19 protein-coding genes are annotated in these 21,171 nt (G+C 57.5%); 8 read left to right on the forward strand and 11 right to left on the reverse strand.

What is annotated here, in order from left to right; all coding sequences use genetic code 11:
* Nucleotides 1–141 precede the first annotated feature (141 nt).
* A complete protein-coding gene (locus AFERRID_RS15130) occupies nucleotides 142–429 on the reverse strand; it encodes a hypothetical protein (RefSeq protein WP_172959327.1) in 288 nt (95 codons plus the stop codon).
* Between AFERRID_RS15130 and AFERRID_RS03805 the strand changes: the two genes are divergently transcribed.
* From AFERRID_RS03805 to AFERRID_RS15895, 5 genes are all read left to right on the forward strand, one after another.
* Entirely contained in the window at nucleotides 428–739 is a 312-nt protein-coding gene (locus AFERRID_RS03805; protein WP_172959328.1) for an addiction module antidote protein, read from the forward strand. The genes AFERRID_RS15130 and AFERRID_RS03805 overlap by 2 nt on opposite strands.
* 146 nt (nucleotides 740–885) lie before the next feature.
* Complete coding sequence (locus AFERRID_RS03810; protein ID WP_126604384.1) at nucleotides 886–1,071, forward strand: hypothetical protein; 186 nt, start codon at nucleotides 886–888, stop codon at nucleotides 1,069–1,071.
* Between the two features lie 9 nt (nucleotides 1,072–1,080).
* Nucleotides 1,081–1,248, forward strand: a complete 168-nt coding sequence (locus AFERRID_RS15890) for a DUF6858 family protein (RefSeq protein ID WP_331251186.1) — start codon at nucleotides 1,081–1,083, stop codon at nucleotides 1,246–1,248.
* A gap of 151 nt (nucleotides 1,249–1,399) precedes the next feature.
* Complete coding sequence (locus AFERRID_RS03815) at nucleotides 1,400–2,269, forward strand: DUF2202 domain-containing protein (RefSeq protein ID WP_172959329.1); 870 nt, start codon at nucleotides 1,400–1,402, stop codon at nucleotides 2,267–2,269.
* 169 nt (nucleotides 2,270–2,438) lie between these two features.
* The gene (locus tag AFERRID_RS15895) at nucleotides 2,439–2,717 is read left to right on the forward strand and encodes a transposase (RefSeq protein ID WP_197722478.1); all 279 of its coding nucleotides are present in this window, start codon (nucleotides 2,439–2,441) and stop codon (nucleotides 2,715–2,717) included.
* Here AFERRID_RS15895 and AFERRID_RS03825 read toward each other — a convergent pair.
* The 3 genes from AFERRID_RS03825 to AFERRID_RS03830 all read right to left on the reverse strand — a co-directional run bounded on the left by AFERRID_RS03825 (nucleotide 2,671) and on the right by AFERRID_RS03830 (nucleotide 11,961).
* Nucleotides 2,671–11,247, reverse strand: a complete 8,577-nt coding sequence (locus AFERRID_RS03825; RefSeq protein WP_226832989.1) for a GH36-type glycosyl hydrolase domain-containing protein — start codon at nucleotides 11,245–11,247, stop codon at nucleotides 2,671–2,673. The two genes, AFERRID_RS15895 and AFERRID_RS03825, sit on opposite strands and share 47 nt — an antisense overlap.
* A gap of 190 nt (nucleotides 11,248–11,437) precedes the next feature.
* Nucleotides 11,438–11,566 (reverse strand): hypothetical protein, encoded by a 129-nt coding sequence (locus tag AFERRID_RS15900; protein WP_264158128.1) that lies wholly within the window; start codon nucleotides 11,564–11,566, stop codon nucleotides 11,438–11,440.
* 65 nt (nucleotides 11,567–11,631) lie between these two features.
* Nucleotides 11,632–11,961: a hypothetical protein gene (locus AFERRID_RS03830; RefSeq protein WP_126604385.1), complete on the reverse strand. Its 330-nt coding sequence runs from the start codon at nucleotides 11,959–11,961 to the stop codon at nucleotides 11,632–11,634.
* Between the two features lie 488 nt (nucleotides 11,962–12,449).
* On the opposite strand from AFERRID_RS03830, the gene AFERRID_RS03835 reads away from it, so the two are divergent.
* Together AFERRID_RS03835 and AFERRID_RS03840 are read left to right on the forward strand one after the other, a co-directional pair.
* A complete protein-coding gene (locus AFERRID_RS03835; RefSeq protein WP_113525940.1) occupies nucleotides 12,450–12,701 on the forward strand; it encodes an AbrB/MazE/SpoVT family DNA-binding domain-containing protein in 252 nt (83 codons plus the stop codon).
* Nucleotides 12,698–13,093, forward strand: coding sequence for a type II toxin-antitoxin system VapC family toxin (locus AFERRID_RS03840; RefSeq protein WP_126604386.1), 396 nt, complete (start codon nucleotides 12,698–12,700; stop codon nucleotides 13,091–13,093). The genes AFERRID_RS03835 and AFERRID_RS03840 overlap by 4 nt, the downstream gene beginning before the upstream one ends.
* A gap of 311 nt (nucleotides 13,094–13,404) precedes the next feature.
* Here the strand turns inward: AFERRID_RS03840 and AFERRID_RS03850 are convergent, their stop codons facing one another.
* On the reverse strand, nucleotides 13,405–13,710 hold the full coding sequence (locus AFERRID_RS03850; RefSeq protein WP_009569260.1) for an Lpp/OprI family alanine-zipper lipoprotein: 306 nt from the start codon (nucleotides 13,708–13,710) through the stop codon (nucleotides 13,405–13,407).
* Between the two features lie 395 nt (nucleotides 13,711–14,105).
* On the opposite strand from AFERRID_RS03850, the gene AFERRID_RS03855 reads away from it, so the two are divergent.
* Nucleotides 14,106–14,684 (forward strand): RlpA-like double-psi beta-barrel domain-containing protein, encoded by a 579-nt coding sequence (locus AFERRID_RS03855; RefSeq protein WP_113525938.1) that lies wholly within the window; start codon nucleotides 14,106–14,108, stop codon nucleotides 14,682–14,684.
* A gap of 31 nt (nucleotides 14,685–14,715) precedes the next feature.
* On the opposite strand, the gene pepP is transcribed toward AFERRID_RS03855, so the two are convergent.
* The 6 genes from pepP to rplI all read right to left on the reverse strand — a co-directional run bounded on the left by pepP (nucleotide 14,716) and on the right by rplI (nucleotide 21,157).
* Nucleotides 14,716–16,056, reverse strand: coding sequence for a Xaa-Pro aminopeptidase (gene pepP / locus AFERRID_RS03860; protein ID WP_126604387.1), 1,341 nt, complete (start codon nucleotides 16,054–16,056; stop codon nucleotides 14,716–14,718).
* 121 nt (nucleotides 16,057–16,177) lie between these two features.
* Nucleotides 16,178–16,618: a DUF4168 domain-containing protein gene (locus AFERRID_RS03865; protein WP_113525936.1), complete on the reverse strand. Its 441-nt coding sequence runs from the start codon at nucleotides 16,616–16,618 to the stop codon at nucleotides 16,178–16,180.
* A gap of 168 nt (nucleotides 16,619–16,786) precedes the next feature.
* Complete coding sequence (radA, locus tag AFERRID_RS03870; RefSeq protein WP_113525935.1) at nucleotides 16,787–18,145, reverse strand: DNA repair protein RadA; 1,359 nt, start codon at nucleotides 18,143–18,145, stop codon at nucleotides 16,787–16,789.
* Nucleotides 18,142–19,236: an alanine racemase gene (alr, locus tag AFERRID_RS03875; RefSeq protein ID WP_113525934.1), complete on the reverse strand. Its 1,095-nt coding sequence runs from the start codon at nucleotides 19,234–19,236 to the stop codon at nucleotides 18,142–18,144. Before alr ends, radA begins: the two co-directional genes overlap by 4 nt.
* A gap of 86 nt (nucleotides 19,237–19,322) precedes the next feature.
* Complete coding sequence (gene dnaB / locus AFERRID_RS03880; protein ID WP_126604388.1) at nucleotides 19,323–20,696, reverse strand: replicative DNA helicase; 1,374 nt, start codon at nucleotides 20,694–20,696, stop codon at nucleotides 19,323–19,325.
* 14 nt (nucleotides 20,697–20,710) lie between these two features.
* On the reverse strand, nucleotides 20,711–21,157 hold the full coding sequence (gene rplI / locus AFERRID_RS03885) for a 50S ribosomal protein L9 (RefSeq protein WP_113526351.1): 447 nt from the start codon (nucleotides 21,155–21,157) through the stop codon (nucleotides 20,711–20,713).
* Between the last annotated feature and the right edge of the window lie 14 nt (nucleotides 21,158–21,171).

Consider the following 21,171-nt stretch of genomic DNA (forward strand, 5'->3'; position numbering starts at 1 on the left):
CGATACCACGCGCCGCCGGAACCGCCCAGCAGCACCCCTCCAGGCCGGCAACGTCCGGCCTTTTTCACGCCTGCTTCGGACGCGTGCACACGTCCCTTCGCTTGACCGCATGTAATCGCTCGATTACACTACGCTCGTGACCTAGGCGGTGAAACTACTCAGTGAGTTCTCCGACTGGCTTAAGGGCCTGAGGATGGGCTGACCCGGCAGCGCATCAACAATCGGCTGCGCAAGGCCCAGCTGGGCGACGTGGAGCCGGTAGGTGAAGGCGTGTTCGAGATGCGCGAACACTTTGGGCCGGGCTAGCGTATGTACTGCGTCCAGCGGGGCGAGACGCTGATCGTGATACTTGCCGGCGGTGACAAGTCCACCCAGCAAGCCGACATCCGCCGAGCGATTGCGCTGGCGAAGCTTTTGGAGGATTGACATGACCAAGAGAATCAAGGTTTCTGAACTTGCCGAGTTCGATGCGTCGGAGTACCTGAACTGCGACGAGGATGTGGCCGCATACCTGACGGCCGTTCTTGAAGAGAATGACCCCGCGTTGCTGGCCGCGGCCCTTGGCGACATTGCCCGCGCACGCGGTATGTCGCAGGTTGCGAAGGATTCCGGCATTGCACGCGAAGCCCTGTACAAAGCCCTTCGGCCCGGCAGTGAGCCGCGCTTCGAGACGATCAGCCGCGTTTGCGCAGCCCTGGGCGTGCGCCTGGTCGTGCAACCGATGCACCCGGCGCACTGACGCCGCTCTGCTGCGGTCAAGTCATCGGGTCGGCGTACTCCGACCTTGTTCACTTGTTTGCAAAACAGTCCGGTTATACCGACCCTCCGCAAACAGAACATCGATTTAAGAAGATAATAGATGAAGCGGGGAAGATGGAGTTTCTTGTGAACGCAGGCAAAATGATAAATACGGGACTGAAGGCGGCCCCGGAAATCAGGCGAGGCAGCATCTTCGCGCGAATGTCTCGATACGAGCTGGTCGAATATTGCCGCTCGCTATACATCCAAGGCGGAATCGAAGCTCTTTCTTATGCGTCCCGGGGTGGCAAAATTGCCGATGGCATTCTCTGAGCCCAGACTCTGCTCTTTTGCGTAGCTAACGCCATTCCCCACGCTGACATCGTGGCCCTGCGACCGCGCTCCATCGGCGTGACCAGATTTGCTGACCGCTTTGTGCTGAATTTTCTTGAGGCACCTGCCCAGTCCGTCACCGATACCATGCTGGCGCTGGTCGACGCCGTCGCCTAGGAAATCTGTGGGGGCGACCAAGGTCCTTACCAGTCACCCCCTTGCCTTGAACAAAAAACTCCCGCGCACAAATTAACAATTCTCAATGCGGCATTCCCTTTGTTGGTCTATAAAGGATAATCATTAGTATTCATCAGATAGGAGATATCCCATGGACAACAGGGAATTGAGCACTCAAGGCCGGACCTGCCCCACCTGCGGAGTGGATCTGCCCGGATTGAACAGCAGCGTCGACAACAACCTGCCCAACAACCAGAATATCCGCGGTGGCCAAGGTAACCGCGGGCGCGGGGCAGGTGGTGGCCGTGGCATGGGTGGCGGTGGCATGGGTGGCGGCGGGAGATTTGGCATGGCTGGAGGTGGTAGGGGCTTGGGCGGTGGTGCTTGGCAGAGTGCGGTTCCCGCTCAGGTTGGCAGCGACTTCGTCTATCTCGACCGCACCGCGCACCGCGAGGAGCACCTCGCACAGATCCGCTCCACCGTTGCAGCGTATCGCCCGGGCGAGTTGAGCGTTGAAGAGCGCGACGATTTGTTGCTGATGCGCGAGGAAGAAAAAATTGCCCGCGATGTCTATCTACGCCTTTATGACCGCTGGGGAATTCGTCCTTTCGACAATATCAGCGGAGCTGAGCAAGCGCACATGGACGCCATCCTGGCCTTGCTGAAACATTACGGCCTCTCGGATCCGGCGCAGGGACTGGAACTGGGTCGGTTCCACCGTGCCGAGCTGCAGGATTTGTACGATCGCCTCGTACAGCAAGGGCTGCAGAGTCGGGAAAATGCGATCCGTGTCGGCCTGCTGATCGAGGAATTGGACATCGCTGATCTTCAGAATGCGGCGCATCGCGCCGTCAAACCGGAGATCCTCGCGGTCTATGCCGAACTCGAACGCGGGTCACGCAACCATTTGCGTGCATTTTATCGCTGGAAGCAGGGCCTCGGAATCGACTACCAACCGACGCATCTTCTCTCCGACGACTTTGAGCGCATCGCCCACTCGGCGCAAGAAGACTGTCAGTAATCTGCACGAAGGCATTTTATGCCGTGCCAATGCTCGAAATACCTCCCCGAGTTCCGGCCGCAATCTGACCGCTTTCCTCGTCGGGAGGTATTGACAGTACCCGCCCAACTCATTGCGCCAGCCCTTCCCATGGCCTCTCCGGATCGTCCGGGGATGCCATGCTTCCCTAATGGATGCTGGCAAGATCTGGAACGCCGTTTGCATTACGAAGCCCTCTGGATCAGGGCATTCTGGTGGAACTGTCGGGCTGTGGGATGGCACTAACGCCATAGAATCGCTGAATAATTCGATGAGGAGGGTGCTGAAGAACTGCGGCGCGTCCCCGAACGATAAGTCGATCACGAAGCTCATGTGGTTCTTGCACGCTAAAGCTGATGATGACAACTTTCCCGAACAGTTATTTAGTCGAGGTAGACATCGACATCGTGCTCGCGGCGGTCATCCATGAGCGGAATCCTGTCTTGCGGCAATTCAGCACCATCCAGGGTAATGCGCACTACCCGCGTTGATGCGGTGCTATCACCATGAACGGTGATATGGTACAGCGTATCGCGGTAGCGGTAGTGGACCTTATAGAATTTCCAGTCCGCCGGGACGCGGGGCGTGATGCGCAGGTGATCAACCTCAAGCGATAGGCCCAGCAAGGTTTCGATCGTTAATCTATACATCCAGCCCGCTGCGCCGGTGTACCAGGTCCACCCACCGCGCCCGACGTGTGGTGCGGCGCCATAAATATCGGCGCACATAACGTAGGGTTCTACCTTATAGCGGGCGATAGATTCTGCGCTACTTCCATGACGGACTGGATTGAGCATGTTAAACAACTCCCAGGCCCGTACTTTGTCTCCCATTTGGGCAAAAGCCATGGCGGTCCAAATGGCAGCGTGGGTATATTGTCCGCCGTTTTCGCGCACACCAGGTACATAGCCCTTGATGTAACCGGGTTCGAGTGCTGACCGGTCAAAGGGTGGATTGAGTAACTGGATAAGCTGCGCATCGCGACGGACCAGATATTTGTCCACCGCTGCCATGGCCTGTCGCGCCCGCAAGGGATCGCCTGCGCTAGAGAGGATGGACCAACTCTGGCTGATGGAATCAATTTGGCATTCGTCATTCGTAGCAGAACCAAGGGGCGTACCATCATCAAAATAAGCCCGCCGATACCAGGCACCGTCCCAGGCATTTTTTTCTATGTTCTCCTGTAACACGACAGCCTGTTGCACACAAAGATCAACAATGGTGCTGTCACCCCGGATGCGCGCGAGACCAGCAAACTGCTGTAGATTCTGAATCAGGAACCAAGCCAGCCAGACGCTCTCACCCCGACCCTCGTGACCGACCAGATTCATCCCGTCATTCCAGTCGCCACTGCCCATCAGAGGTAAGCCATGGACACCCAATCGCAAACCGTTTTTGAGCGCCCGAACGCAATGATCATAGAGGCTGGCGGATTCAGCAGAGCGCTGGGGTTGATCGTAGTAGGACTCTTCCTCGGAATTCAGTTCGCGGCCTTCGAGAAAATGAATGGGTTCGTCAAGAATGCCAGTATCGCCGGTAGCCATCACAAAGCGACAGGTGGCATAGGGTAACCAGAGATAGTCATCGGAAATATGGGTGCGCACCCCTTGGCCGTGGGGCGGGTGCCACCAGTGCTGGACATCCCCTTGACAGAATTGGCGCTCTGCACAACGGATCAGTTGTTCTCGGGCCAGCCCGGGGGTCGTGTGGATCAGCGCCATGCTATCTTGTAGTTGATCACGAAAACCGTAGGCCCCGCCCGACTGGTAGTAGCCGCTGCGGCCCCAGAGTCTGCTGGAGATGGTTTGGTAGACCAGCCAGCCGTTCGCTAATACGTTCAGTGCAGGATCCGGGGTTTCCACATATATCGTACCTAAGGTCCGGCTCCAGTATTCCCGTACCCCGGCCAAAGCTTGCCGCGCATACTCTCTATTGGCGAAGCGGTCTGTATATTGCTGCGCTTCGTCGGTGCTGGCTGCGGTACCAAAAACAAACACGATTTCGCGCTCCGCGCCTTCAGCCAGATGAATCGGCGTTTGTATGGCGGCGCAGGGATCAAAGCCCGCCCCTGTTTTATCGGACAGACGGCTGCGGTACAGTGCCGCAGCTTTGGCAAGCGTACCGTTACGGCCGATAAACTCGCTGCGATTGCCGGTGATCGTACGCTCCCGTTCACTGGTCTGAACGAAAACGACCCGATGTCCGCACTCGCGCCCATAGTCATTGTGGGCATACAGCGCACCGTTGTGCGGATCACTTTCGGTGACGATATGCATCATATTGGCATGACGCCACTCGCCGAGTACCAGTTCCCAGTATGCCGTCAGCGAAAGCCTTCGCGGGCGCTTGGAATGGTTGTGCAGTTTGACCACTACGAATTTCACTGGCGCGTCCATCGCGACGTAAGTGGTCATTTCTGAAGAGATCCCCGACTCATAATGTTCAAAAATAGTGTATCCAAATCCGTGGCGGCACACATATCCGGACTGACCGCGGGCGGGCAATGGAGAGGGTGACCAAAATGCTCCTGTGTCTTCGTCGCGGATATACAGAGCCTCGCCACTACTGTCACTGAGCGGATCGTTGTGCCATGTGGTCAGACGGAATTCATGGGCGTTTTCGACCCAGGTATAGGCACCGCCGCTCTCGCTGATGACAGTGCCGATGTGCGGACTGGCAATCACATTGGCCCAAGGAGCGGGTGTAATTTGGCCCGGCTCCAAACTGATGACGTATTCACGTCCATCGGCTGTGAATCCACCCAGCCCGTTGAAAAAAATGCGTTCCCGCGGCAGCAGCGGTTGTATGATTTCGACGGCTGGGGGTGACTGCGGATTCAGCGGAGCAGGAAAGCGATCCCCTGATACCCGCCGTTCCACCTGCTCTAGTAGGGAGTCGGCGCTGTCGGTGAGGATAATACGCGCGACGGTCTGGAACAGCACGCGATCCTCTTCAGAAAGTTCTTCGGCGCGGCGTAAGAAGACGCCACCGGGTTTGTCGACGATTTGTGCTTCCGGACCTGCGTGAATCAAGCCCATTATCTGATCTTGCAGCGTGGCCCGGTAGCTGGTGAAATCTTCGTTGACGATCACCAGATCGGTCGCTAGTCCTTTCAGTCGCCAATATGCATGGGCCTGCAGTATTTGTTTTACCAGATTGATACGGTTTAATTGACGGACGCGCAGCAGCACAATCGGTAAATCGCCTGATATCCCAAAGCGCCACAGGCCGGATTGCCCTAACTGATTACGGGCAATTACACTGGGCGCGGCCCGCCGCAGGGCACTGGCGTACACCACGGAATTGGCCAGGCGTCCAAACACCTGGGCATCGGCTTCGCTGGCGCTCAGATGGCGGAGCACTTCCTGGCCCTGGAACCAGGCCATTTCAAAAGCACGTTCCACCAGGTGACGGTCACCATACTTCTCCAGCAGGGCAATAGCGGCCTCACGCGTGTCGGCCATTCCGGAAATGATCTGTACCGTCGCGGACTCGTCTACGCCAAGCGTCAGTGTACGACGGATGGCCACAATGGGGTCTAATACAGGCCCCTCGCTATTTGATAATGTAGCCTGTTGTAGGCTGTCGAAGACGCGCGGATGCTCGGCGGTACGACCACGGCCTATGAACTGTGCGCGATCAGTTTCGTAAGATGCTGCACTGGCGGCAACACCGGGCGCAGCAAATAGATGAAACATCCAAGGCACTTGCTCGTCCGGTGAGCGACGACGTCGGGTACAGAGAATCGCATTGTGCTTTGACAGAATTTCGGTCTGAACGAATAAATTGCTGAATGCACGGTGAGCAAGGTCGGCATTTAACGGAGCGAGGACAATCTCAGTATAACTTGTTAACTCTATCTGACGAATGCGTGGGGAGATATTGGTGAGCGTCACACGGCGGATCTCCACGTTGTCTTCCGGCGCAACGCTGACCTCCATATAGCTCTCTATCATTTGATCACGGCGACGGTATTCCGCCCGTGCTTGGACGAAAATCGCCTCATAGTGATCGGCTTTGCTTCGGGTGGGTTGATGGGTCGTCGACCAAAAGTGTCCGGACTGACGGTCACGCAGGTAAATGAAGGTCCCCCAGACATCTGCGGCGGTATCCTCGCGCCAGCGGTTCACGGCGAGACCGTCAAGATGGCTGTAACCGCTGCCAGCGTGGTTGATCATGACGTGATAGCGGCCATTCGATAAAAGGTGGACTTCTGGCATGGACGTATCCGGATTGCTGTATACGCGCATTATTGTCGTAATTTCGACGCTGGACACGTTTGCGGCAGCGCTGACTTCAGCTGCATGGGGATGAAACGTAGCCTCCTGCCTGGGCAGACGCTCTTGCAACAATAACTGAGTGGCCTGAATGCCGGGATCAGATAAAAACCGGCGCTGCATTGGCTGATTGAGAAGGACATGGGCAAAAGCCAGGAGACTCATCCCTTGATGATGCGCCATAAAGGTTCGGACAATGGCATGACGCTCGCCCGGTGGCACCCGGGATGGCGTGTAATCGATGGCTTCGTAAAAGCCATAGGCGCCGAGAAACCCCTGCGCCGCAAGATTCTGCAAGTTGTGGCAGGCCTCCCACGGCATCACAGTTAGTGCCAGCGCGCTGGCATAAGGTGCAATCACCAAATCATCGCCGAGCCCGCGTTTGAAACCAAGACCGGGAACCCCAAATGCCCGGTATTGATAGACTTGATGCATGTCCACGGCGTTGAAACAGGATTCCGATATTCCCCAAGGTACGGTGCGTTGGCGCCCATATTCTATTTGGCGAGAGACGGCCGCTTTGCAGGTCTGGTAGAGCAGTGTGTTGGGGAAATCCGGCATGATCAATTGCGGCATGAGATACTCAAACATCGAGCCGCTCCATGAAATCAAGCACAGTTCGCCGCCGTAGCTCGTCAACAGGCGCCCCAACGAAAACCAATGTTTCTGAGGCGCTTGTCCTTGTGCAATAAGCAGAAAACTGGCCAGGCGTGCTTCTGATGCCAGCAGGTCGTAGCAGGATGGATCACGGCGCCGTTCCCCGACATCATAGCCAATGGCCAGCAGGTCGCGCGCAGGGTCGTAAAGAAATTCAAAATCCATCGCCGCCAACGCGCGGCAGCGATCCACCAACTGATCAATGACCCTTAACCGTTCTGCGGCAGCTGCCCGGGCGGCAGCCGTCCCCGTGGCAATGCCATGGGCTAATTCAGCCAGTGTCAGAGTGTTGTTCACGTCCCGCGCATCAGGGACGAGGGTTTCCAGATCCAGCGCCAAAGCCTGACATTGTTGATAAAATGCCTTTGCCCAGTAAGCACAGTCGCTATCCGCCGGAACATCGGCGGGAAACCCGTTCACGAGATCGCCGCTGATCCTTTGAATATCGGCAAGCTGGTGATGGGCATCCACCAGGGATGGGGGGCATCCGTTGAGCGTCATGGCAGACAACACATCTTGCAGTGCAAGGACTTTGTTGGCCAGATCTGTCGTGGGGATGTCGTGGATGCATGTTGCCAACAGATACAGCGTATCCTGCAGGCCCGCAAAGGCGTTGTCCGGCAACACCGGATGAGTTTTGAGCGCGTTCAACCCTGCTTGGAGGGTGAGCAGGCAGCCGCCGAGATTACCGCTATCCACCGCTGAGATATATTGCGGACTCAGTATTTGCAGGGTGCGCGTGTCATACCAGTTATAGAAGTGACCGTGATAGCGTTCCAGTTGCTCCATGGTTGTCACGGTGTTTTCGGTCAATTGGAGGAACTCGCCGGCAGTAATATAACCAAAATCATAGGCAGCCAGACTGGCCAGCAGCGACATGCCCATGTTGGTCGGTGAGGTTCGCGAGGCAATGACCGTCGTTGGATACTCCTGAAAATTATCGGGGGGTAACCAGTGCTCCGCAGGGCCGACAAAGTCATCAAAAAAACGCCAGGTACGTCGTGCCGATAGCCGCAGAAAGCGTCGCTGTATATCATCCAGACCTGTGACACCGGTCCGCAACGGCCGGCTGATCCACCATGCGATAACCGGTGAAAACAGCCACAGCCCTAAAATGGGCATGCTGAACAGTAACACCGAGGGTGAACTGGTCCCCAGGCTGGAGGCGGTCACCAAGGCTATTCCGAGGAGGATGGCGAGCAGGGGTGCACTCCAGATCTCCCTGAAAAAATCTCCGGGGGTATGACAGGCGTTACGGCTGCGGTACGAAGGCAGTTGCCAAAGCAACAATCCCCGACGGGTGAAAAGCATTCGTATGCCTGAGCGCAGAATGGCATCCAGGCTCATCACTGCGTCATAAGGCAGCAGTGCGACTGTCAGCAGTGCGGAGAATAGCGGGCGACTTGCCGAAGCCCTGGTCAAGGAGAGATGTGCTGCCCAGTCGAGGTCTTGAGGCTTGCGGAAGAGGTCGATGAGCGGCGAAAGCAGGACTGGCACGAGGATGATCCCGGTAACCAAGGTAGTCCATAACCAGGAGAAGGCCGGACCCAGGAGCCAGCCCCCCGCCAGCAGCAGCAACAGTGCGGATGACACCAGGCTGCGGCGGAGATTGTCAAAAATTTTCCATATCGACAAGTCGGATAGCGGATTGGTCGGACGCGGCGCCCGCATACCGTTAGCGGTTGGGGCACCGGGTACCGACGGCAACAGCCAGCCGATAATCTGCCAGTCACCCCGAATCCATCGGTGTCGACGGGAGACTTCTGCGGTGTAACTGCCAGGCAATTCTTCAATCAGGACGACGCTGGTCGCCAGTGCCGCACGGGCATACCCGCCTTCCAGCAAATCGTGACTGAGGATAAGGTTTTCTGGAAAACGGCCATCAACCGCCTGGCGGAAGGCATCTACATCGTAGATGCCCTTGCCGATGAATGAGCCTTCGCTGAAAATATCCTGATAGACATCGGACACCTCGCGCGTATAGGGGTCAATCCCAGAATCCCCAGCCATGAGTTTAGTAAATAGCGATTGACCGGCGCTGGTCAGGTCGATCGCTACGCGGGGCTGAATGATCGCGTAGCCATCGACGATACGGCCCTTATCGACGTCATATACGGCTTGGTTGAGTGGATGCGCCATATGACCGATCAGTGCCCGCGCCGTGTCACGGGGCAATTGGGTGTCGGTATCGAGGGTGATGACATAACGAATGCTGCCGAGGATGGACAGGTCGCCGACCTGCTCTGAGAATGCTGCCGCCTCCGCCGCCCCTCTCAGCAGCGCATTAAATTGTTCCAGTTTGCCGCGTTTGCGTTCGTAGCCCATCCACACCTGTTCAAATGCGTTCCAGACTCGGGGCCGGTGAAACCAATAAAACAGGCAGGGTCGATCATCGACATAGCGGGCGTTGAGGGTCTGAATAGCGACACGTGCATAGTCGATTAATAAAGCATCTTCCGGACTGGTCTGCTCTGCCGCATCCCGAAAATCCGTCAGTAACGCAAAGTAAATATTGGAATCGCGGTTTCCGAGGTAGCGGATTTCCTGGGCCTCCAGCAACGCGTCAATTTCCTGTGGCGAACTCAGCAGTGTCGGGATAACGACCATGCAGCGGTGCGCATCAGGAACACCCTGCGAAAAATCCATCTGCGGCAAGGCGCCGGGCGCCATAAAAAGAGTGATCAGGCGATTTACCAGAGAAACCGCCAAAGCCGAAATACTCACAACCCCGACCATGCCTAGCCACCAGACACGCCAGTCGGTGGGGCTGAGGCCCTCAAGAGGGACGCGCAAAATTAAACTGATCAGCACCGTCAACAGGAGTATGGCGCTGATATACAAGGAAAGGCGGAGATGATCGCCCATTTGTCTGGCCGCTGACCGCCATTCAAAATAGCAGCCCATCGCCAGATCAAGACGCTGCCGACCCCGATCCAGCAGGTAATAGCCGACATGCGCAGATCGATCTTCGCTGCCTGTTTGCTGCGATGCCGCCTGGGCAAGTGCAATCGCCTCCTCCGCCACCGCCAGCTCATCACGCCCACTGCTGCGTGCAATATCTTCAATAGCGTGGCGATATCGATCGCGTGTTGCGAAATCCTGTCCGTCGTATATGCCCATCGGGTCCTGGCGCAGGCTTTGTTCGACAACACTGTACGCTTCGACATGACTTCGCCAGTCCATAGCCGCGAGAAAATTCAGGCTTCCAATGCTGTTCGCCATGGATATCTGGTTGGCAGCGGACTTTCTGGCGGACACTTCAGACAACTGGGTAGCGGTTATGCCCTGTTCAAGTAATTTATGTTCGACCCAGGTTTGCACGAACGCCATAGCGGGACCGTAGGCTTGCAATCTGGCGTAAAACTCCTCCACAAACGGCGCCGTCAAGGGCATATCCGCATGCGCAAATTCAGCAAGTAATTGAATCAGCAGGTTCGGCTTTTTTTCTGCGGCGGCGAGCATGCGATCCGCCCAGATCATGGCAGCATTGCGTTCCTCCCGCCGACAAGCAACGTTCAGACTAGCGCGACGCAGGTTTTCCAGTAACGCCAATTGCAGCATGATGGGGAAGGCCCATAATTCGCCCAGCGTTAATGCCGTAATGGTCTGATAAGCATGGATATAGGCGCTGACGTTATCTCCGTCGACGCGGGCATCCTGATGCGCAATCAATTCAGAGGCGAGGTCGTAGACACGGGGGAACCCCGCCAAGCTGCCGGATTGCAGGCGTGGCAGTTGCTTGCCATAATCGACAGGCAAATGCCTTCGGGCTAGAATGATTTGCTGCTCAATGAGGTAGAAATTATCAAGCAGCCAGATCTCGCCAGACTGTGTCCGCTGCTCAGCCTGCGCGGTCCCTGCAGTGAGCACGTCATAGGCTGCACGAAGAACATCGGCATTGTCGGCCAAGCGTGGTAGCAGGCGATCTGGCCCAGGGTATGGATCAATAGCATGCTGACCAGCCAACATTACCGCATGTTGTTTCAGTTGTTCAACACTGAACAGCTCCGAGCGTAACAAGTCCATATCCGACGCATTGTTTAGGGCGTTTTTTACGCAGGATGAGAACTCTAATTTTTTTGTAGATATGACGCTCTCCTCGGAGTAATTTGGCGACACATTAAAGCATCATCTATTCCCCCTCCACTGCTTATGTACTGCAACATGTTCTTGTTACGGGACTCCTCCACACTTTTTTGGCTGGGCGCCGCTGATTTCAGCGGGGAACGATGGTGGCACCCATATCGCTGGAATGCTTCTTGGCCTGTTTGGCCTGTTTTTTCTCTTTGGGCGTCATCGCTGGCTGCTTCTTGGTTTCTTTATTGCTTTTCTGTGTTTTGCTCATGATGGTTTCCCCTATGCAGATGATTGAAATCTATAGTCAATCTGGAGTGATCTTGTTACCGGGCTTTAATGCGTCCTGCTCTGGTACCCTTTACCATTGGTCATGGCATCATGCAGCTCTGACTTGAGCCCTGCAATATCGGCCGTCTTGGATCTCAGTTGCTGCGCTGCGCGAATAGCGCCTGCCCGGTCATGGTGGGACTTCAACGTGACAATCCTTTCTTCCAACCGGTGCTGCGCGATCTCTTCATGGTTGAGGTGCTCGCGCATCTGAGCGATGGTCCTGTTATGCGTGAGCGGATAAGGGGCCGATACCCTGTCCGTACTTGCCTGGGCTCCGGCAGCGACACTACCGATGAGCAGTATACCGGCCATGGTTGCCATCCAGCGGTTCATGATCATGCTCCTGTGTAGCGATGTGCGACAAACCACGCACCATGCATTTCACAGTATAACCCATTCCTGGTCGCGCGTGCGGTAACATAAGCATAACCCCGTTTGCTGCCCGGCCTGGGCATTTCCTGTTCCAACCAGCGAGAAAGCCCAACCCCCGGAGAAATTCTCTATGGGGCACCAACCCCGATTGTGCGGTCATGGGTTCTTCTGTTGCGGACCGCTTAAAAGGACGCACAGTTCGTGCCATTTTTGTCGTCGGGTCCTCCTGCAACTCTCCCTGTAGGTGAATCTTTTTTGTCGAGTCCATTATACCGGAAAACCTTACAGGCTGGGCTCTTCATATTGTTTTTCCATCACATCATCGCGGAATTAGGGCTGGACGTTGTCCAGCATGACCGACTAATGATCGTTTGACCGACATTGATAGTAAGGCGTTTATGCATTACTATGCAAGACATCAACCTACGTAACCGCGAGGGTAGACCACCATGACTACATTGACCGTTACCGCACGGGGACAAGTGACGTTTCGCAAGGATGTACTGCAACACCTCGGCATCAAGCCGGGTGACAAGATCGAACTGGACTTGCTGCCAGATGGCCGGGTGGCACTCAAGGCGGCACGGCCCACAGGGTCGATAGACAGCTTTGTCGGCCTGCTCGCAGGTAGAACGCAGAAGGTTGCTACCATCGAAGAAATCAACGAGGCGGCGGCGCAAGGCTGGGCAGGCAAGCAATGAAGATCGCCGTCGATACCAACGTCCTTGTGCGTGCGGTTGTGCGTGACGATCCCGCACAAGCGGACGTTGCCGCCGCAGTCTTGACCGATGCCGAGTTGATCGCGGTGGCTCTGCCGTGTCTATGCGAATTTGTTTGGGTGCTATTGCGCGTATATGAGTTCCAGCAAACTGACGTGGCTGGCGCGATTCGAGCGCTACTTGCCGCCACCAACGTGGAAATGAACCGGCCCGCCGTGGAGGCTGGCTTGCTGATGCTCGACGCAGGCGGAGACTTTGCCGATGGCGTCATTGCCTACGAAGGCCACTGGCTTGGCGGGGAAACCTTCGTTTCCTTCGATAAGAAGGCAGTGGCACTCCTTACCGCGCAAGGGCAATCAACGCACCTTTTGTAGGGAAAACCGCCTATTTCTAATGCGAGTTAGAATAATACAGGGTAGCCAGGCTATTGAGGCTGACAGCGATATCGGGATGTCCATCGGGCAGCAGGGTCTTGAGGCGGATATCCAGCGCTTCTAGGAAAAGTGGCTCCGCGTCTCCTCTGGTAGAGTTTCTATTGAACAAGGACTAGAAGTCTAGACGTATAATGTGACAATATGATGAAGTTTTGATGATAGAACGGTGACATAACCAAACAAGCGCCAAAAAAACCAAAGGCCCCGTCGGGAACCGGCGGGGCCTTTGCACATCCACTACGACGATAAAATTACTTCATCATCGACTTTTTGAACATCCGCTCCACCTTCGTGTTGGCTTCATCAGCCTTCTGATTGGCAGCGTTGGCGGTGCTCATCGCCTGATCAGCGGTGCTCTGCGCGGCGTTGGCTTTGCTCAGGGCATCGGTAGCGGTGCTCTGCGCGGCATTGGCCTTGGCCAGTGCTTCGTTGGCGGTGGACTGCGCGGCATCAGCCTTCGCAGAAACCTTGGCAAGGTCAGAACTGGTCGCACAACCGGCCAGGCCCAAGGGCAAAATCAGCGCAGTTACCTTCAAAGCGGTGGTGAACTTGCTCATAGCAGTCTCCTTTGTTGGGTTGGAAAAACGAGCAAACAAAGCATAGCTAAAAAAACAACAACGCGCCAGTCTTTACACACATTTCTCCGGTGTGCCGCAATCCGGTACATTGGTCGCAAGAGCGACCGCCTGGCTCATCTTCACGGGCACTCCGCAAAAAATGTATCACCTCTTTTAAGCTGATCCAAGATCATCCAGCCGGCATGGTAACAGCGCATAAACCTCGGGCAGGGGGGCTGCCTCCTATCTCGTTGTTTACCAATAAATAAAATTATCTTCTTGACTTTTTTCATATTTTTTGTAAGATGCTGTTTCATTTCGTCTTTCGAGAAGTATGCCAGTGTCATTGCGACCGGGAGGGGTCGCCACAGACCAGCTTAGATAAGGAGATAGACTTGATACGACGATTATCTGCCGGGATGAGTCTTGCCCTGTCGACGTTTTTTCTGCCCAACGCCCTGGCGCCCAATCTGCCGGACTTGCCCGCACCATTCCTCGGCACACCCGTCGGCAGTATCGGCGACCCCCTGAAGCAGGGCGACAGCCTGGGTGATATCACCGATGCCCAGACTGTTGCGGGCTTCACCCAGGCACAGGGGGTCAGTGACGGCACGCTGCTCATGCGCCACGGTTTTTTTTATTTGCGGCGCGTAACCGCCTACAATGCGCTTGCTGACCAGACCAGCAGCACCCCGGATATTTCAGCCTGTGGCCCTAACCGGCCCGATCAGGTGGCGCTGTCGCAGGACCTGTTCTTCCGCAAAAACGGAGGCAACCGCTGTGGCGAACGCGTCAACATCATCCTACGCTCCGGGCGCGTCATTCATGGCGTAGTCTGGGATACCATGAACCCCCGCTACCACATGGCAGCCGATATACTTATGGGCAGCGTTCAACACGCCGTGGATTTTGGCGTCAAGCAGGCCAAACTGCGTTTCGTCCATTCCATGGTACCCGTCACCAACGGCATCTAAGCGGGCAACACACACGGTTCGGGCGGTTTCGTCAGCCTTCCGCCCACCCTGCTGCCATCATGGCTTCGACCTCGGCAACCTCCTTGGGTACTCCGCTCGACAGAACATCCGGACCGCCGGTGGTCACCAGCACGTCGTCTTCGATGCGAACTCCGATACCGCGCCAACGCTCCGGTACCGATGGATTATCTGGCGAGAAGTACAGGCCCGGCTCCACCGTCAGCACCATCCCTGCCTCCAGTTTCCGCCAGGACTGATCCGCACTGCGATAGTGGCCGACGTCATGAACGTCCATGCCCAGCCAGTGCCCCGTTCGATGCATATAGAAGGCCTTATAGCTGCCCTGCTCGATGACTGCGTCGCGACTGCCGGAAAGTATGTTCAGCTCCAACAAGCCGTCCACCAGCACCTTGACGGCCTCGTCATGATAATCGGTAACGGAGCGCCCTACCTGTACGGCGGCGATTGCCGCTTTCTGACTGGCCAGAACGACTTCGTAAACTTCCCGTTGTGCGGGACTGAAAACCCCGTTCACCGGCAAGGTCCTGGTAATGTCTCCGGCGTAGGCGCCAACCTCTGCGCCGGCGTCGATCAGCACCAGATCGCCATCGCGCAGTTCCGCATCATTTTCCGTGTAGTGCAGAATGCAACCATTGATTCCGCCGCCGACGATACTGGGATACGCCACGCTGGGCGACCCGAGGCGACGAAAAACATGCTCGATCTCGGCGGCCAATTCGTATTCCAGCATACCCGGACGACATTGGCGCATGCCATGGCGATGCCCGGCACCGCTAATGCCCACCGCCGCCCGCAGGATTTCGATCTCTTCGGGGTCTTTGAACAACCGCATCTCATGGATCAGCTCAGCAACATCAACCACTTCGAGCGGGTAGCGCATACCCTGGCGAATCTTGCTCTTGGCAACATTGCGCCAGTGCATGACCCGCGCGTCGAAATCCGTGGACTGACCCATGGGATAAAACAGCAGTTCCCGATTTTCCAACAGTTGTGGAAAGACGTCGTTCAGGTCATGAATCGAGAGGCAACGATCTACCTGACATTGCTCAAGAGCACCCTCCAGCCCGGCGCGACGCCCATCCCAGGTTTCCCGCTCGGGGTCACGAGGACGGCAGAACAGGATCTCCTCCCCGTCAGCGTGTCCCGGTGCCAGCACCAGTACAGCCTCCGGCTCTGTGAAACCGGTCAGATAGAGGAAATCACTGTCGCCGCGGAAGGGGTACTGTACATCGCTGTTACGGCTCTTGGGTGCGGCGGTGGGGATAATCGCAACACCGGCAGTGTGCATCTTCTGCATCAGCAGACGACGGCGGGCGGCATAATCGGGGCGGGGCAAATCAAGCTTGGGCATTGGCAGACCTCCTATATGCCCTATTATCACACAAAGCATAGATGCGGAGGAAAGGCCGAAAAAGCATAAGCCGGCACGCCGACGATCCCGGAAGGAAAGCGGCGCTAGCCAGGGTGGGTCGTTACCGCATATCTGACTCGACCTCTTTCGCGAAATCCGGATCGCTTTGGGTCTGCCTGAGCAGGCTGGAATATTGCTCTGCGGTCAGGTGATTTTTAGCGAGTATATCCTCCACCTTCGTCATATAGGATTTTTTCAACTCTTCCCGCTGGGTGGCGGTGATACCCTTCCGACTCAAGGCACTATGGACCTGTTCATTGAGTGGCTTGATCTCCTGGACGGCTGCCGCGAAATTCTTTACTTCCGCAGGGCTTGCCGCTGCGCCCCCGGCTAGCGCGGTACGCATCAACCCTGGTGCCGATGTCCCTACGCTCGACGCGAACGCCGTGCCGGCCCCAAGGCCCAACAGGCCGAAAGCCACCAAAACGCTCCCCGCCACACCTCTCCGCAGCGATGAATGAAATAGGCCCTGTGCAGCAGGGTAAACCGGTAACTTTTGCATAATACTCCTCCTTTCAGACGATCATAAAAACGCCGGACAGCTTCACATATCAGAAAATTATGTGATGTATTACCTATAGTTACAGACCACACTAACCGCTCCGGAAAGATATTGCAAGGCGCCGACCATCCTGCCGGTAGTGCGTTGCGGCCATCAGCGCGTCAGGATTCACCCTCCAGCAAAGGCGGCCTCCATTGCATCACCCAGGCGGGCCGCCGGGTGTAGTTTAAACGTGGCGGCAACCGAAATCTTGTCGCCGCGCGGGAGAATGGCGCCGTTGAAACCGAGTTTGATGGCTTCACGAACCCGTGCCTCGGTGCCCGCCACCGGGCGCACCTCTCCTGCCAGACCCAATTCGCCAAAGACCACCCGACGGCCCTCCAGGGGTTTATTGCGAAAACTGCTGACCAAGGCGAGGGCCACGGCAAGGTCGGCGGCAGGTTCGTTGACTTTGATCCCCCCCGCGATATTCACGAAGACATCCTGATCAAAAAACATGCTGCCACCGTGACGATGTAGAATGGCCAGAAGGAGGGAGAGGCGGTTGGGATCCAGACCGATGGCAACCCTGCGCGGATTCGCCAGCGGACTCGGAGTCACCAGCGCCTGCACCTCCACCAGCAGCGGTCGGGTTCCTTCCTGCGTTGCCAGTACCACGCTCCCTGCCACGGGTCGCTCATGCTGCGACAGGAAAAGCTGCGAAGGATTGGCGACCTCGCTCAAGCCCTCTTCATGCATCTGGAAAACACCCAGTTCGTTGGCCGCCCCAAAGCGGTTCTTGATGGCGCGCACGATCCGGTACGGGCTACCCGCCTCCCCTTCAAAATAGAGCACGGTATCCACCATGTGCTCGAGCACACGTGGGCCAGCAATGGCCCCCTCCTTGGTCACATGGCCCACCAGCCACACCGTGGTGCCCGTCGCCTTGGCGAAACGCACCAGGCGTGCCGCACACTCCCGCACTTGGGCCACCGAACCTGGGGCCGATTGCAGCGTGTCGGTATAGACGGTCTGAATGGAATCCACCAATAACAGTGCGGGCTGTTCTCCCCGGAGCAGCCCCTCGATCGCTTCAAGATGGTTTTCGGCGACCACCCGTACAGGGCTCCGGCCCAGCCCCAGACGCTGCGCACGTAAGGCGACTTGTGCCGCCGACTCCTCCCCGGTGACATAAAGCACCTTACTGACCTGAGCGAGGTGATGGGCAGTCTGGAGCAGGAGGGTGGATTTTCCGATGCCCGGCTCCCCGCCCAGAAGAATGGCTGCCCCCGGCACCTGCCCGCCGCCCAGCACCCGGTCGAGTTCCGCCAAGCCCGTCGTGCTACGCCCCACATCCGTGATCGGCACCGCATGCAGAAATTGCGGCGGGCTGGCCGTGGCATAGGTGGTTTGGGATTTGGCGACGGTCTTCTCCACGCGCTGTTCGACGAAGCTGTTCCATGCACCGCAATCTGGACAGCGTCCCAGCCATTTATTGCTGATACTGCCGCATTCCTGGCAAACGAAAAGGGTTTTGTCGCGACTCATGAAACCAACTGGCGCGGTACCCGCGTCTGCATGCGGCAGCTCATTTCATAGGAGATGGTACCGAGTTCCGCTGCCAAGGATTCGAGAGGCGGTCCGCCAGCCCCCATGAGGACGACAGGAGCGCCGATGTCTGCCTGCACGGCCGTCAGGTCCACAAAAAGCATATCCATGCTGACCCGCGCCAAAGTGCAGGTAGTCTGCCCGGCTACCGTGACCGGCGCGCCACACCCTAGGTGACGGGGATAACCGTCGCCGTAACCCGCTGCCACCACCCCCACCCGACACGGCGCCGGGGCCTGCCAGGCTGCGCCATAACCCAGCCAGTCACCGGGGCCGAGTTCGCGGATGGCCACCACCGCACTGCGCCAGGAGAGCACGGGTTGCAAACCGATTTCGCTGCCGCGACGCCCGGCGAAGGGCGAAAGACCGTAAAGTATGAGCCCGGGCCGCACCCAGTGCTGGTGGGTAAAGGGCAGCGCCAGCACCCCCCCCGAGTTGGCGAGGCTGTGCTGACCTGCGGTGGCGTGGCCGACGTGCGCAATGGCAGCGGCAAAAACACCCGCCTGTTGACGATTGAAGGGGTCATTCGGCGTATCGGAGCGGGCGAGATGGCTCATCAGCCCCAACACCTCCCAGCGCGGGTGGCGTTGCAAAGCGGCAAACAGGGCGGACAATCGTTCCGGGGCAAAACCCAGCCGGTGCATGCCCGTATCCACCTTGATAAACAGGCGCAACGCAGCATCCGCAGCATGGGTCTCCAGCCACTGCAACTGGCGTTGTTCGTGAATCACCAGCAGATAAGCGCGTTCTGCGGCGACGGACACTTCGTCAGCGTCAAAAGGACCCCCCAGCAGACAGATGGGGCGCTCCAGCCGCAAGGCGTGAAGCGCTTCCGCCTCTTCCAGGGAAGCCACTGCAAAGGCGTCCACTCCAGCCTCGGCCAGCACCGGGGCGCAAAGGGTTACTTCATGCCCATAAGCATTCGCCTTTACCGCCGCCATGATCTGTGCGCGGGGTGCATGTTCGCGCACCACCGCTACATTATGGCGCAGTGCGGCAGCGGAGATATCGGCAATAATCGGGCGGGTCATGGGCCAATGATACACCCCAAGGCGCGAGAAAATCCCGTGAAAAAATACATGGACGGCACGCCGATGATCGGGCTTGGTGCAGGCAACTAATGCCCGAAGCCATCCCCGGACGGCGCATAGTTCTCAAAACGGGTATATTCACCGAAGAAACTCATCCGCACCGTCCCGATAGGTCCGTTGCGCTGTTTACCGATGATCACCTCGGCAATGCCTTTCACCTCTTCCTTGTCCTTGTAATACACCTCATCGCGATAGAGGAAGAGGATCAGGTCGGCATCCTGTTCAATGGCTCCGGATTCACGCAGATCGGACATCTGCGGACGCTTCTCGGTACGATTTTCCAGACTTCGGTTGAGCTGGGAGAGGGCAATCACGGGGATCGACAGCTCTTTGGCCAACGCCTTGAGCGAACGGCTGATCTCGGAAATCTCGGCGACCCGGTTATCACCCCGTCCCGGCACTTGCATGAGTTGCAGATAGTCCACCACGATCAAAGCCAAGCCATGCTCCCGCTTCAGCCGACGGGCCCGCGAGCGCAAATCCGTCGGGGTCAGCGCGGCAGAATCGTCGGCGAACAGGGGCGCGTTGCCGAGTTCACCGATGGCATGGGCGATGCGCGGCCAGTCGTCGTTACCCAGGCTGCCATTGCGCAGGCGGTGCTGATCTACCCGTCCCCGCGACGAGAGTGCGCGCAGGACGATCTCCTCGGTCGGCATTTCCATGCTGAAAATCGCGACAGGCTTGCCTTCGATACAGGCGACATGCTCCGCGATATTCATGGCGAAAGAGGTTTTGCCCATACTCGGACGGCCCGCAACAATAACGAGCTGGCCGGGGTGGAGGCCGGAGGTTTTCTCGTCCAGATCGGCAAAGCCCGTGGACAGCCCCGTGACACCCTTCTTCTCACGGGCGATGGTCTCGATCCGGTCTATAACCGCCGGAAGTGCGTCCTTGAGTTGCTGGAAACCTTCGCCGGCTCGCTGCTGTCCTTCGGCGAGATGAAAGACCCGGCTTTCAGCCTCGTCCAACAAGGCCTGAGCCGACCGCCCTTCCGGACGGTAGGCAAGCTCGGCGATTTCCCGACCGACCCGGATGAGGTCACGCAGGGTGGCCCGCTCCCGCACGATCCGCGCATAGGCGAGCACATTGGCCGCCGAGGGCGTCTCGTTGGCCAGCATGAGGAGATACTGCACCCCGCCCACATCGGCGAGCTGCTCATGATCTTGCAACCATTCGGAGACCGTGATGGCGTCCACCGCCCGCCCGGCGCCCAGCATGGCGCTGATGGCCTGGAAAATCTGGCGGTGACGACGCTCATAAAATTCTTCGGCCGCCACCGCCTCAGTGACCTGCTCCGCCGTCTCGGGGTCGATCAGCAGGGCGCCGATGACGGATTGCTCCGCCTCGATAGAGTGCGGCGGGGCCTTGACCCCGCCGCCGTAGTCCGCCGAATCAGACACGCCCAGGCCTGGGATCAGGCGCGCTCGACGAAGACTATCACATCCAGTTCGACCTCCGGGTGCAAATGCACACGCGCCGGGAATTCGCCGATCCGTTTGATCGGCCCTCCCGCCAGACGGATTTCGGAATGAGCCACTTCGTGGCCCAGGGCCGCCAGGGCCGCACTGATGTCATGCAGGCCCACCGAACCAAATAAACGACCATCCTCGCCCGCCTGCAGGGCAATCGTGACCACGGTATCGGCCAGCGCCGCGGCGCGCTGTTGCGCGGCTTGCAGGCGTTCTGCCTCCACCTGCTCCAGCGCCGCCTTACGGGCGGCAAAGTCTTCCAGATTGCGCTGGTTGGCCACTACGGCCTTGCCCTGCGGCACCAGAAAATTGCGCCCATAACCCGGACGCACTTCGACCACATCGCCCAGACGCCCCAACTTGTTGATACGTTCCAGTAAAATCACTTTCATTTCAAATTCCTCCC

This window comes from Acidithiobacillus ferridurans (assembly GCF_003966655.1).
Lineage (GTDB): Bacteria > Pseudomonadota > Gammaproteobacteria > Acidithiobacillales > Acidithiobacillaceae > Acidithiobacillus > Acidithiobacillus ferridurans.